The sequence below is a fragment of the Argonema antarcticum A004/B2 genome, assembly GCF_023333585.1.
GTDB classification, from domain to species: domain Bacteria; phylum Cyanobacteriota; class Cyanobacteriia; order Cyanobacteriales; family Aerosakkonemataceae; genus Argonema; species Argonema antarcticum.
In genome coordinates, this window is sequence record NZ_JAIQZN010000109.1 from 10,992 (window position 1) to 23,761 (window position 12,770).

Below are 12,770 nucleotides of genomic sequence, written 5' to 3' on the forward strand. Positions count from 1 at the left end.
CACTCATACTACTGTGACTGAGGCGGTAGCAAAAGTACCTACGGTAGAAGCTCCGAAAGTAGTGGAAAGTGCGATCGATTCTGACACCACTCATACTACTGTGACTGAGGCGGTAGCAAAAGTACCTGTGGTGGAAGCTCCGAAAGTAGTGGAAAGTGCGATCGCTTCCGATACCAGTCATCCTAATACTGTGACTGAAACGGTAGCAAAAGTACCATCTGTAGAACCTACCAAAGTAGTAGAAAATGCCATCTTACCCGACACCACCACTCATACTACTGCCAATGAATCAGTAGTAAAAGTAGGTTCAGTAGAACCTGCAAAAGTAGTTGAAACTGTTATCGCACCTGACCACAGTTCTACTACTACCACAACTAATGTTACTTCCGCAGTAACATCAACATCTACAGTTGAACACTCCACAGTTGTCACAACATCGACAACTCAAACACCTTCTGCTGTTAACAATAATTCGACAACTCCCACATCAGGAATAGCATCTACTACTGAAGTTGCACATTCAGCACAAACTACAACACCTGCAACTAATTCTCCTACCGTAACAACTACTCAAACAGCGCCTCCTGTACAAGCACCACCTGTGAAAGTAGCTGTTCCAAAACCTCCAGTTACCTTTGATTTTCCCAAAGCAAATCAACCGTTAATCGGTGTAATCGATACTGGATTTAGTGCGAATAATATCGACATTGATTACAGCCAAATTAAGTCAGGACACGATTATATAGATAACGATGCTAATCCGTTAGTTAAACCGACTGAAGGAAATGACCCAGGTACGCAGGCGTTAGGAATTATTGCCGCCAAACAAAATAATGGAATCGGCATTAATGGTATCAATGATGATGCACCTTTATGGGTAGGACGTGCTGAAGTTAATTCCGACCAATGGGCGCAATCTTTGATGGAATTTGTCGATGCGGCAAAGGCATCTAAACAACCGAATGCGGTAGTTAATCTCAGCTTTAACTTAACTAACCTAGATGGTACGCCTCGGTTTGAATTGACGGGGGCGGAACGGGCAGCACTTGCTTACGCGCAACACAATAATGTTTTAATTGTGGCATCAGCAGGGGATAATCCGGGGGAAATGTCTGCTATTGGTCAAGCTTCCCTGGAATTTGACAATATCGTTACAGTAGGTTCGGCTGACCGGGTAAATAATTCAGTTGCTCTGTCGAAAGCTTACGATCGGGCAGAATATTCTGGATCTGGCTATGCTCTAGATATTGTGGCTCCTGGTGGCACAGATGAGAAACCCATAACTGTTACCAGTGGTAATGGTGTCACCAAGGACTTTGGAACATCGGTAGCTACTGCAAAGGTAAGCGGTGCAGCTTCTCAAGTTTGGGCTGCTAATCCAGATCTAAGCTATCGCCAAGTGATTGATATTCTCAAGCGGACTGCTACAGATTTGAAGACACCTAACTGGGATCTTGAAACTGGCGCTGGACTGCTTAATATTGCGGCAGCCGTGCATTTAGCGAAGGTTACGCCTGCCATAGATGTTGATGTACCTGTCAGGTATGACTTCAAAAAGTCCGATCAGCCTTTAATTGGGATTATCGATACTGGCTTCATTAGCAAGAATCCTGATATTGATTATCGCCGTATTATCTTAGGCCGCGATCGCGTTGATAACGATAACAATCCATTGCTGCAAAATAGTGAGGGGAGCGAACATGGTTCTCATATCTTAGGAATTATTGGCGCTACCCAAGGCAACGGTATTGGCATCGATGGCATGAATGATGATGCTCCCATTTGGTTAGGTCGTGCCATTGGTTCTGGTAAGTGGGCAGAGTCTCTGCGAGAATTTGTAGATGCAGCCAAGGCATCTGGACAACCGAATGCGGTAGTAAATCTCAGCTTTGATTTAACCCAAATCAATCCTGATGGTAGCGTCACGACGCGCTACGAATTGACTCCCCAAGAACGAGAAGCTTTAGAATATGCGCGTCAGAATGGCGTGATGGTGGTAGTCGCTGCTGGGAATAACGGTGGAACCATGTCTGCCCTCGGTCAAGCTTCTCAGGAATTTGACAATGTGATTACGGTTGGCTCAATCGACTATAACGGTAATCGTGCTGATTACTCCAACTTTGGTTTTGGTCTAGATTTTGTGGCTCGTGGTGGCACGCCGGATCAACCTGTAATGTCAACTGTAGGTGAAGGTGCAGATCTTGGGCTACTCAGTGGTGAGGAAGAACCACTAGAAGATGAGATGTCTACCATTGCCCGAAATACTTTCGAGGAAGTATTTGGGCCTTTCAGCGCTCCTCAAGAATTGGAAAGCGATGAGCAAGAACTGGAAAATCTGACTCCTGAAGAACGGCAAGTTTACGACGAAGCAACAAAAGAAATTGACCAATTACTCAAAGATTACCTGGGTGCTGCCAGCCAAAAGATAGCTTTGGAATATGTTGATGGCTATTATGCTGCCAGTGTAGATGCACTCAGTCAATTTGTTGATGCCTTTGATGAAAATTTGGCTGATAACCTGATTAAGGCCGAAGAGATTTTAGGAAATGCTGGGTTTAGTACAAACGCATCCACAACTACAACGAATTTAGATTTTTCCATACCTCTAGATTTGGGTGTGGGTGAAATGGCTGGCACATCAGTTGCAGCAGCAAAAGTCACAGGGGCAGTTTCTCAAGTTTGGGCAGCTAACCCAGGTCTGAGTTATCCGCAGGTTAAAGAAATTCTCCAGAAGACCGCAGTGGATCTCAACTCTCGTGGTTGGGATGCTGCAACAGGTTCGGGTTTAGTGAACGTAGAAGCAGCCATAGAACTAGCAAAACGCACTCAGCCTCAACCCTATCAACCAAAACCTATACAATCTCCCCTGACTTGGAGCGGAGAAGGTAAAGTTACCCCAGGAGAACGGGCAGTCAGCGTTTCCGTTCCAACTTTTACAGGTCGGGTGATGAATGCTGGATACGTTACAGAAACAGGATGGTTGAGGATACGTTCTGGCCCCAGTACAAACAATTCACCAGTTGGCCTTAAATACCCTGGCGATGCTATTGATTTTGATGCTTATGAAAACAATGGCGGTTGGGTTCCAGATCCGTATATGCCTGGAGGTGGGAGTAGTCGCTGGTATAAGATTGCTGGCACTAACAACTGGATGTCTGCTCTCTACATTGACAATACTCCAGAACGTGTCGAACAAGAGCGCCAACGATTAGAAGCAATTCGCCGTGCTGAGGAAGAGGCTCGTCGTGCTGAAGAAGAAGCTCGCCGTGCTGAAGAAGAGGCTCGTCGGGCTGAAGAAGAACTGCAACGCATTTTGGAACAACAACGCCTCGCTGAAGAAGAAGCTCGACGGCGTATTGAGGAGGAACTGCGACGGATTTTAGAAGAACAACGCCGCCAACAAGAGCAATTTCAGGCAGCCATCAGTCAAGTGTCTCAGAAAGTAGGCGATGTGGGCGCACAATTGGGAGGCTATGTTAGCAACGGTGTCAGAGTATACCAGTTTGATAAAGGCACTTTGTGGATTCAGCCTGATGGTAGTTCTGCTTTTTATGAAGCAGGAAAAAAAGTAGCAGAGTTTTTCGATCCGAACAAAGAGGGAAGCTTTGGTAATTATATTTGGAATCCTGCCTATCCTATAGGCGTAAATATTGACAATAATGTTTCCAGGGGGATTGACAATGCAAATAGGATAGAACAGTTGGGTAAGCTTCTTGCGTACCCGGGCTTTTCAGAGGGTATGAATGGTTTTGTTTTAAACCCTCCTCGCTTTGGTAAATATTCCAATTACGTAGATAATGTATTCAGTTTTATCAGTACTTATTCAAAGAATTGGGATGAATTTATTGAAGGAAAAACATTTACGAATCCCGGGAAAAATGGATTCGTATTTAAAACACCTGGAGCACTTGCAAAAGGAACTGGATGGCTAGCAAAATCAGGAACCATAGGAAATGTGCTAGGGCTTGTTCCAACAGCTTGGGAATTCTTACAAGCTAAAAATGACCAAGAGAAGGGCAAAGCATTGATTAAAGGTGGAGCTGGAATTCTGGGAAGTATGGCTGGGGGATATATTGGTGCAACTCTATTTGCTCCCATTTTACCTCCAGCTGGCTCAGTAGTCGGAGGAATTGCTGGCAGCTTATTGGGTGGTTATCTTGGTGAAAAAGGTGGTGAATGGGTCGCTGATAACTGGCCATCTATTCGTCAGAACGTCGAGAGTGGTTGGAATGCTACAACATCAGCTTTCAGCAGCGCTGTAGAAGCCGCTAAAGCTAAAGCCCAAGGAGCTTTAGAAAAAGCCAAGGCAGCAGCCGCAACAGCCAAAGCAGCTTATGAAGTTGCAACAACTACCGTACAGCAAGCAAAAGTTGCCTATCAAACTTTCAAACAAGAGATTCAAAAACAAACCACCCAGATTGTTCAGCAGTCTCAGCAAAAAATAAAAGAAGAGGCACAGAAAATACTGAGTAGAGTTACTCAGAATCCTGTTGTCCAGCAAGGCTCTAAAGTCGTTAAGCAAATTGCCAATTACGCTCAGAAAGCCGTTCAAGCAGTTGGCGGCATTATTAACGGAGCTAAACAGTTTGCGAATAATATCATCAACACTGGCAAAAAAATGGTCAACAATGTGATTGAGACTGGTAAGAAAGCCTATGAGACGGTCAAAAATGTCGTAACCAATACCTACGAAACAGGTAAGAAAGTAGTCACGGAAACTTACAACAAAGCTGTTCAAGCAGTTAATACTGTCAAAGATACTGTTTCTAACGGTTTTAATGCAGTAAAATCTGTCTTCCGATTCGGTTGGTAGCTGTAGTTCAGCTTATGAATTGACTGTGGCTTAAAAGAGGATCAAAGGTTGGGGACAGGTGCCGATTGTAAGCCCAAACTCGACTAGAGATTGTGGAGTGCGATCGCTTTTTTGGGGGATGAAGAATGCGATCGCTTGAATGGGGATGAAGAGTGCGATCGCCTCTACTTTCTGCACTTAGCAACTTTCAACAATTAACCGTTCAAACAAACAATCACCATGTCTGCATTTACCTTTACCAACAAATTCTATTTCCTGAGTTTAGGTATAAGTTTGGTCAGTGCGATCGCAAGTGATTGAAACACGCATAGCAATCGCCTTTAACTTAAGCCGCAACTGAAGTCGGACTTGGAGGGGCTAAACCTTCTTCTTGGCAATAGTCAAGATAGCTGGCGATCGCTTCTTGAGCATTGGCGATTGCTTCTTCATAAGTTTTCCCATAAGTGCAAGGCTGCATCGCTAATTTAGCAAACTCTGGCAGTGTTACCAAATATAGTTGATCCTCTTGTGACCATTGAATTAATAAACTATAGCGGTAATTCATTCCTCTGATTCCTCTGCTGCTATTGTTTCTAACTCTTGAATCGCTTTTTTTAACAACTTCTCTAAATACAACGGTGTATCCTCACCGTCTTTGAAGGCAATGGTAATCAACAGTTGTAGTTGCGGGTGCTTCCAGTTCTGATGGCTACCCTTTCCACGCCGTTGTCCAAACCCCAATCTAATCAATTCAGTTTTATAGTCCCGAATTTTCCTTGGCATATATGCCCTTGCGTTATTTGCATAATTTTCAATCTTGGTTGATCCACTTGCTAGTTTAGCACTAATGATGGACGGAAGGCGCGATATGCCTCCGGCATGGCTAATTTTGAAAAAGTTTTGGCAGACGTGCGATCGTGCTTTTTGGGGAGACTTTTTGTAAACATTTGTAAAGTTTGGGAGATTCCGCATAAAAGTAGGGAGCTTTTCCTGAGAGATAAGTAGGGAAAAGTATCTGAGCGATCGGATCGGGTGAAAAAGTACGATTAGCTAGCGTACCGTAGCCGATCGCTTTTTTGAGGATGAAGAGTGCGATCGCATTCCTCACCTCTCACCACCGACTTCTAGTAAAGATTTGTAAATTTACGAGATATCGCGCATAAAAATAGCCAGCTTTTTCTGAGAGATAAGTAGGGAAAAGTATCTGAGCGATCGGGCCTTGAGAAAAGTGCGATCGCCTCTACTTTCTGCACTTAGCAACTTTCAACAATTAACCGTTCAAACAAACAATCACCATGTCTGCATTTACCTTTACCAACAAATTCTATTTCCTGAGTTTAGGTATAAGTTTGGTCAGTGCGATCGCACTTTCCTTACCTCAACCTGCTGTATCTGAAAGTGTGCCTTTTGGTGAAGAACAGAATTTGCCTTCTGTACAAGTAAATCCACCACCACCTACTTCAAAACAACCAGTGTTCGATGGTATTATCCCAATATCTGAACTACGCCAATCAATTGCCGATCGGATTTTACAAAACACTTCCCAAATTTCAGCTTTGTCTATTTCCAACCTAGAAATTGTCAGCGTCCGACAAGTTACTTGGCCAAATGGTTGTGGGGGGCGACCAGTAACACCAGATATGATGTGTACGCAGGCTTTCGTTAATAATTGGATAGTTACGGTAAAAAGCGGTGAACAAGAATGGGTTTATCACACAGATGGATTTCGATTGTTACTAGAACCAGATATTATTATGCCCGATCTAAGCGAACCAAATATGTGGGGATTCAGAAATGTTCCCAGGGGAGGTAATTTCGATCCACCAACTGCTTACGGTTTTCGCTACAAAATGGTTTCCGACTCTCTATTTACGGAAATTATGGAGTTTCCTACTGGTTTTGCTAAACCTTTTGGCGTGTTAGTAAAAGATGTTTTTCTCGGTGAATTTCAAAGAGGCGATCGCGTTCCTTTTAGCAACTATAAAGCCTTACTCGGTAACTTACTTACAGATGGCATGGGTGTCGAAGAATTTAGCGTCGTTGGTCTTAATGTCGATCCGACAAATCCTACCGCATTTCCCCTCAGACTTGACTTCAACACTGACATAGCTAGCTTTAATATGTACGCGATTCTCAATGAAGAACCTCAGTCGGTTCCCGAACCTAGTTCTTTATTCGGTATCTTGACTTTTGGTACTTTTGGTGCAGGTTTATTGCTGAAACGGCAACGGCAATCAGTCAAGTAAGCTGAAGATTACAGCGGATTGCAACCGCGTGAGGTAGAATAAAGCGATTTTCTTCATAGGGCGTTCGTAGGGGCAGGTTTGGCAGATAATTTTTGGCTAACCGACAAGAATTATGGCAAAAACCGCCCCTACAATTTACTTGCACCTCACCCATTTGCCAGTCGCTATGAAGAGTGCGATCGCTAATTTGCTAAAATTTAGGCAGTGATAAATTTTAGTATCGCAGATGAATCCATTACAAAGATAAAGAGCCAATGCGTAAACAGACCATTCAATATACATCACCATTAGATGCCTTAGTTGCCGTTGCCAAGCGACTGAGCTTGTATGAAAACCAACAAAAAATGAACTCTGAAGAATTCTTTACCCAATACAATCAAGGATTATTGTCAGATGATGCCCTATTGATAGAATGGGCAAATGATTACCGTCATTACCTGGCTTTACATCAGGAAATAGCGCAACAACTTAATTATGGTGCCTAATTATTTATCTGATTACCTCGATCGAGTCGAGCAAGCAATTCAACAATGCAGCAATGTTGATGTCGAACGTTATGAAGAAGAAATTTTGACACCAAACCGGGCTAATCTGAAAATTCGATTGCGCTTCAATCAGACACACTTGTTAGAAATAAACGAGGCAATCGTAGTTGCAGATAATCAATTAGAATTTCTCGATTACCGCTACCACTTTCAGGATGAACAAAATCGCCTAATTTTTCGCTATGATAGCACGCCTCATTTCCCCAATCTACCCAACTTCCCCCATCACAAGCATTTACCAAATGACGTAATCGCTGCTCTTAAACCTGAAATTACTCAAGTTTTGCAAGAAGCAACTGAGGTAATGAGGTAAAAGTAACGATCGCTTTTTTTGGGATGGGAAATGCGATCGCGCAGCGTGTCGTAGGCGATCGCTTCCATTGTCCCATCCCTCTAAATTGTAAAGAAATATAACAATCCCCCATCAGCCGCATAAAAGCCACCCCTTACGCCTGAGAGATAGGTAGAGGGGTAACAAAGCATTCCCCAACCTCAACCCATACAGGGATCTACCAACCACGATGAACCTCGAAGAAAGCCAAACTCAGACAGAATACCAAAACTGCATCTGTCCCGACATCCGAGACTATTGGAAACTAGCCCAAAGAAAAAACTGCGATCGCGTTATCCTCCTATCCACCCAAGGAAATCAGCGCTATCAGTTTTCTGCCGTCGAAGGTTACGCTTTGCGCTACTTCACCGGCGAATTCACCGGACAAGAAATCCAAAACTACTGTCAGGAACAATATCAAAATGCCATTTCCCCCAACCTAGTAGTAGAATTACTCCAAAAACTAATCATCTTGGGTATCCTCGCCGCCGAAGTAGACGACAAGGAAAGAGGGAGAGGCAAAGAAGGGGACAAAGGGATAAACGAAGCATTTTTTCATTCGCCCACTCCCCCACTCTCCCTCACCCCCACCCCTAAAAGTCCCCGCCTGAAACCCTGCGTTCACTGGGTAGCGCATCCCGGCGGTTACTGGATACTACGGAACCCAGAGGATGTCACATTCCTGCAAGTAAGCGATCGCGACAAAGCCATTATCGAACGACTCGGACAACTACCAATTAATATAATTACAGAAGAATTTTGCATCACTCAAAACGAACTCAGATATCTCCTTCAACTCCTCACTGCCACCGGAATGCTAGAAGGAAGCAAACCAGCCAAAAAACGCCGTAATAAATTCACCCCTCTCCAACTACTATCCTTTAGAATTCGCCTATTCAACCCCGACCCATTTCTAACCAGACATATCGACATAATACGCTTTATTTGGACAAAACCAACAGCATTTCTCCTCACCGCCTTTCTAATTATTTCAGCCATCATAGGATTCAACCAACAACCAGAAATCATCTTCATCGGACAACAACTACTAACAACCTACAGCAGCAGCTTATTCTTACCATTTGCCCTCCTTACTGTCTTAGTTGTTACCCTCCACGAACTCGGACACGCCTTCACCCTCAAACACTACAACGGCATAGTCCCAGAAGTCGGCTTACTATTCATGTGTTTCATCCCCTCCGTCTACACTAACACCACCGACTCCTATTGTTTATCTCGCAGCCGACGAATATTAGTAGTAGGAGCAGGCGTACTCGTACAACTAATTCTTGCATCCATTGGCTTAGGATTGTGGAACTTATCAGCCAGCGGTACATGGCTTTCTACTACCAGTTTCCTTCTCATGTCAGCCGCACTATTTACAGTTGCACTTAACCTAAACCCTTTAGCAAAATTTGATGGATATTACCTCGTCGTAGCCATCACTGGAATTAATAACCTCAGAAGCCGCTCCTTTAAATTTTATGCCAACCTTCTTACTGGAAAACCCATTCAAGAACTGTGGAAAACGCGGTGTATATTAACAGCTTATGGCCCTCTTAGCATTGCCTATATTTGGTTTGTTTTTGGTTTCCTTATATGGCATATAGTCGATTGGAACCTTAGCAACATCCCCACCACAGCCGCAACCCTACTATTTGTTTGGGCTATTTACTACTTATCCCCTACTTCTCAACATAACCAAACCCCTAAAAATTAAACCTTCAGCAGGTTAATAGGTAATTAAAAATTCTGACCTAATCACCAATCACCAATAAAAGCTATGTCTGCAATCAATCCAAACAATTCCCCGAAGCGAATACAACTCAAAGTTGTGCCGCCTACCGACCAATCCGAAACCATACCAGTACCTAAAATCACCCCGACTTCACCCGTCACTGCTGACACTCCCAATCAACAAACTTCTACAGCTAATCAAATAACGCCACCTGTAAAATCTGGAGAATCATTTAATTTAGGACGCCTGATATTAATTGGCGGTTTACTAGCAGGCGGAGTTTGGGTTTCTCAGATACCGATACCCACATCAGTACGCACCGAAGCGCGGTTGGAACCCTTGACCGACAGCCATCGACTTGTTTATATGCAAGTAGCGGGTACGGTAAGCAAATTTTGGGTGAATTCTGGTGATTCTGTCAAAGCAGGTCAACCAGTTGCGGCTGTTGCTACAGTTGATTTAGAATCAGAAATTATTCAAAAAACAGCTAAATTACAGGAACAAGAATCAGCCAAAGCCGCTGCTTCTGTACGCATTCCCATTTTCCAAGGCAAGGTTGAGGAAGCTATCGAACAGTCAAAAGCCGCTCAACGTCAAGTCGAAGAAGTTCGCCAAGATATTGAGCGGATAAAAAATGGGAATCCCACTCCAGAAATTCAAAAATTGCAGGCAGAAATAGAAGCGCTAAATAGTCGAATTCCCGGTATTGAGGCGCAAATACTCAGTCTGCACGAAAATTTACGGGAAGTTGAAAAATCGATCGCTTCCTATGAAAAACCGGAATTACAAGAATTAATGGCTCGATTACCTCTTCAGGACAAATTAAAAGAACTGAGAGGCCAAAAATTTACTATTCAAGGCGAAGTCAGTAGCAAAGAGCAAGAAATTCAGGGAATTAAACATCAAATTGAAGCCCAGCTTGAAGAGATTGAGTCTATCAAAAAGAAATTGCAAAAAGATTTGGCTATCCGCCAAGATGAGCTAGCGAGTAAAGTAGCAATTAAGCAAACTGCTGTTCAGGAATTAGCAGCAGCTAAAGCGGAAGTAGGAAATCTCACTCCGGCGATTGAAACTTTGAAGGCAGAGTTACAAAAGTTGCAAGAAAAACAACATAAAAATCAGCTTTTAACAGCACCGATTTCTGGGATAGTGGTCAGCCAAAATTTACATGAAAAGGTGGGTAAAAAAATGGCAGAAAATGAGGCTGTTTTGGAAATTGCTTCCTTAGATAAGTTGGTGGCTTTGATTGAAGTTCCCCAAACGGATTCGGATTTAATAAAAGATGTGATGAAGAAACCATCAGCTACGGTAACTTTACAACCCCTAGAACCCGGACTGCAACCCATTACTACTCGTATTGAGAGGATTGAACCTGTGCTGCAAAGTGACCCTTCCGGACAAAAACAATTGTTGCGGGTGAGAGCGATCGTTGATAATAAGGATAATCTTTTTCAGCCTAATGGGAAAGTTTATGCCCAAATTGAAGTGTCATCTCTTCCTTTGTATCAACGGGTACAGCGCGAGTTGATGAAGCTGCTCAAAATTCGCAAATATGTTTAGTCTGTGTTTTAGCGCTCCGATCGTTACCCGATTTTCAATTTGACCTGCTTCAAAGTTTTGTGGTTCTATGTGTGCAGATGCAGTCGAGTAAGACAGTTCAATTTTAACAAACTGAGGAACCTAACGTCCCGCACCCAGAACAATTCCAGCTTTGGCGCGAGTTTTTTTAGTGCCTGTAATAAAACATAAACGCCAGTTACCGATTAACTGCTCAAAAGAGTAAGAAAGTTTATTGGTTCTGGCGTTTTTCTCAGATTCAAGCAAAGCTTCGACTACCTCAGTAGCAGGTGGCTTAGAAGTAGAAACAACTACAACAGAGTTAGCAGCTTGTTCGAGAACCGACGAGATAGTCATCAATTAAAGCCTCCAGAGGTAAAAGACCGAGCGAATGCAATGTGATGGCCATCTCGCTATTGATAGATTTAAATCCGCTTGCCGATCCTTTTGTGCTTAGTCTAGGCTTATACCAATTTTACATGAAGTTGCATAGAATAAAGCTTCGTTATTTATTGTCTCCTGTAAAGCTAGCTTTATGATTCTTTTGGCCAAATTGTCGCTCTCTAAGCGATTCTAGATCTTTAATAGGTATTCCCAGGGAAGCACTAAGTAGGGTAAGTTCCTCACAAGCCGGTTCTTCTCCTAGTGAGATCTCTACTAGCCTGTTACGCTCGAAATTTACCCGTTCTGCAATCGCATCTAAATCTTGCCCCTGCAATAACTCAGTGATTGTGGTTACCTTGTCTGTTAATCCGGTTAACTCTGAGTTCAAACTGCGTTTTACAAACACATAATCGTCTGCCAACGACCAGAACCTGATTTGGAGATCGCGTAAAGCTTCCAAGCAATCTGGAAAAGCTAGCTTTGGTAAGATTTCATTCTTTAATACCTGTAATGCTCTAGCTGACTCTTCTAAGTTGCTAATTCTAACTTGCTTAACATTGCGAGTGATGGCCGCTAAATTGATTTGGCCTTCTAGGAACTGCTCAAACTCGTTTAAATCGATACCCAAGAAAGAGCATAACTGTTTTGTGTTCTCTTCTGATAGGGAAGAACTACGAAGTGTGTTCATCCTGTGAACAACGTGCAAGGAAATGCCAATAGATCTGGCTAAGCTGCTGTCACTAGGAGATCCCAGCAATTCCTTTAGCCTCGTCGCCAAGGCTGCCAATCGCTCTTTTCTTCTTTCCTTCAGAGTAGTCAACTACCTCAACTCGCACTTGAAGCTCTCTCCCAACTTACCATAACAACCTATTGACGCGCAGTAGTTTGCATATATATAATCTGAGTATTATCGTGCAAACTTCTTGCACGCATATTTGTAAGTTATGGTATCTTAGTATTTAAGCCTCTAAAAAAGGCAAACCCCAATCCCTTCAGTATCTTGACGGAACTAGGGATTGGGGCAATTGTCCCCAATTTTTTGTGTGGAGACAAACTTCATGTTAGCCAATAACGCTCATCTAATTCCACATCGCCCCCAGGCAATCAGCCTATTGGCCGGAGTAGGTGGGTGGGACTTGGGAATGGAAGCATCTGTGTCAAAAATAGCGATCGCACC

Annotated in this window: 12 protein-coding genes; 6 read left to right on the plus strand and 6 right to left on the minus strand. The window is 43.3% G+C overall.

Annotated features, from left to right (window positions below; all coding sequences use genetic code 11):
- Positions 1–13 precede the first annotated feature (13 nt).
- On the plus strand, positions 14–4,813 hold the full coding sequence (locus tag LAY57_RS30220) for a S8 family serine peptidase (protein WP_249070890.1): 4,800 nt from the start codon (positions 14–16) through the stop codon (positions 4,811–4,813).
- 30 nt (positions 4,814–4,843) lie between these two features.
- On the opposite strand, the gene LAY57_RS30225 is transcribed toward LAY57_RS30220, so the two are convergent.
- From LAY57_RS30225 to LAY57_RS30240, 4 genes are all read right to left on the minus strand, one after another.
- A complete protein-coding gene (locus LAY57_RS30225; RefSeq protein ID WP_249070891.1) occupies positions 4,844–4,990 on the minus strand; it encodes a hypothetical protein in 147 nt (48 codons plus the stop codon).
- A gap of 148 nt (positions 4,991–5,138) precedes the next feature.
- Positions 5,139–5,357, minus strand: a complete 219-nt coding sequence (locus LAY57_RS30230; RefSeq protein WP_249070892.1) for a type II toxin-antitoxin system HicB family antitoxin — start codon at positions 5,355–5,357, stop codon at positions 5,139–5,141.
- Positions 5,354–5,575 (minus strand): type II toxin-antitoxin system HicA family toxin, encoded by a 222-nt coding sequence (locus LAY57_RS30235; RefSeq protein WP_249070893.1) that lies wholly within the window; start codon positions 5,573–5,575, stop codon positions 5,354–5,356. The genes LAY57_RS30230 and LAY57_RS30235 overlap by 4 nt, the downstream gene beginning before the upstream one ends.
- 100 nt (positions 5,576–5,675) lie before the next feature.
- Positions 5,676–5,900: a hypothetical protein gene (locus LAY57_RS30240; RefSeq protein WP_249070894.1), complete on the minus strand. Its 225-nt coding sequence runs from the start codon at positions 5,898–5,900 to the stop codon at positions 5,676–5,678.
- 187 nt (positions 5,901–6,087) lie between these two features.
- Between LAY57_RS30240 and LAY57_RS30245 the strand changes: the two genes are divergently transcribed.
- From LAY57_RS30245 to LAY57_RS30265, 5 genes are all read left to right on the plus strand, one after another.
- Positions 6,088–7,038, plus strand: a complete 951-nt coding sequence (locus tag LAY57_RS30245; protein ID WP_249070895.1) for a DUF8738 domain-containing protein — start codon at positions 6,088–6,090, stop codon at positions 7,036–7,038.
- Between the two features lie 254 nt (positions 7,039–7,292).
- Positions 7,293–7,523, plus strand: a complete 231-nt coding sequence (gene tumA / locus LAY57_RS30250; protein WP_249070896.1) for an antitoxin TumA — start codon at positions 7,293–7,295, stop codon at positions 7,521–7,523.
- Positions 7,513–7,896, plus strand: coding sequence for a toxin TumE (tumE, locus tag LAY57_RS30255; RefSeq protein WP_249070897.1), 384 nt, complete (start codon positions 7,513–7,515; stop codon positions 7,894–7,896). Before tumA ends, tumE begins: the two co-directional genes overlap by 11 nt.
- 208 nt (positions 7,897–8,104) lie before the next feature.
- On the plus strand, positions 8,105–9,634 hold the full coding sequence (locus LAY57_RS30260; protein ID WP_249070898.1) for a zinc metalloprotease: 1,530 nt from the start codon (positions 8,105–8,107) through the stop codon (positions 9,632–9,634).
- Positions 9,635–9,697: 63 nt separating this feature from the next.
- On the plus strand, positions 9,698–11,212 hold the full coding sequence (locus LAY57_RS30265) for an efflux RND transporter periplasmic adaptor subunit (protein ID WP_249070899.1): 1,515 nt from the start codon (positions 9,698–9,700) through the stop codon (positions 11,210–11,212).
- Between the two features lie 120 nt (positions 11,213–11,332).
- Here the strand turns inward: LAY57_RS30265 and LAY57_RS30270 are convergent, their stop codons facing one another.
- Positions 11,333–11,566: a hypothetical protein gene (locus LAY57_RS30270; protein ID WP_249070900.1), complete on the minus strand. Its 234-nt coding sequence runs from the start codon at positions 11,564–11,566 to the stop codon at positions 11,333–11,335.
- A 148-nt stretch (positions 11,567–11,714) separates the two neighbouring features.
- Positions 11,715–12,413, minus strand: coding sequence for a hypothetical protein (locus LAY57_RS30275; protein ID WP_249070901.1), 699 nt, complete (start codon positions 12,411–12,413; stop codon positions 11,715–11,717).
- Between the last annotated feature and the right edge of the window lie 357 nt (positions 12,414–12,770).

Coding starts and splice junctions, on each gene's coding strand:
- LAY57_RS30230 (WP_249070892.1), bottom strand. CDS start 5,357: ATGAATTACCGCTATAGTTTATTAATTCAATGGTCACAAGAGGATCAA.
- LAY57_RS30235 (WP_249070893.1), bottom strand. CDS start 5,575: ATGCCAAGGAAAATTCGGGACTATAAAACTGAATTGATTAGATTGGGG.
- LAY57_RS30245 (WP_249070895.1), top strand. CDS start 6,088: ATGTCTGCATTTACCTTTACCAACAAATTCTATTTCCTGAGTTTAGGT.
- tumA (WP_249070896.1), top strand. CDS start 7,293: ATGCGTAAACAGACCATTCAATATACATCACCATTAGATGCCTTAGTT.
- tumE (WP_249070897.1), top strand. CDS start 7,513: ATGGTGCCTAATTATTTATCTGATTACCTCGATCGAGTCGAGCAAGCA.
- LAY57_RS30260 (WP_249070898.1), top strand. CDS start 8,105: ATGAACCTCGAAGAAAGCCAAACTCAGACAGAATACCAAAACTGCATC.
- LAY57_RS30265 (WP_249070899.1), top strand. CDS start 9,698: ATGTCTGCAATCAATCCAAACAATTCCCCGAAGCGAATACAACTCAAA.
- LAY57_RS30270 (WP_249070900.1), bottom strand. CDS start 11,566: ATGACTATCTCGTCGGTTCTCGAACAAGCTGCTAACTCTGTTGTAGTT.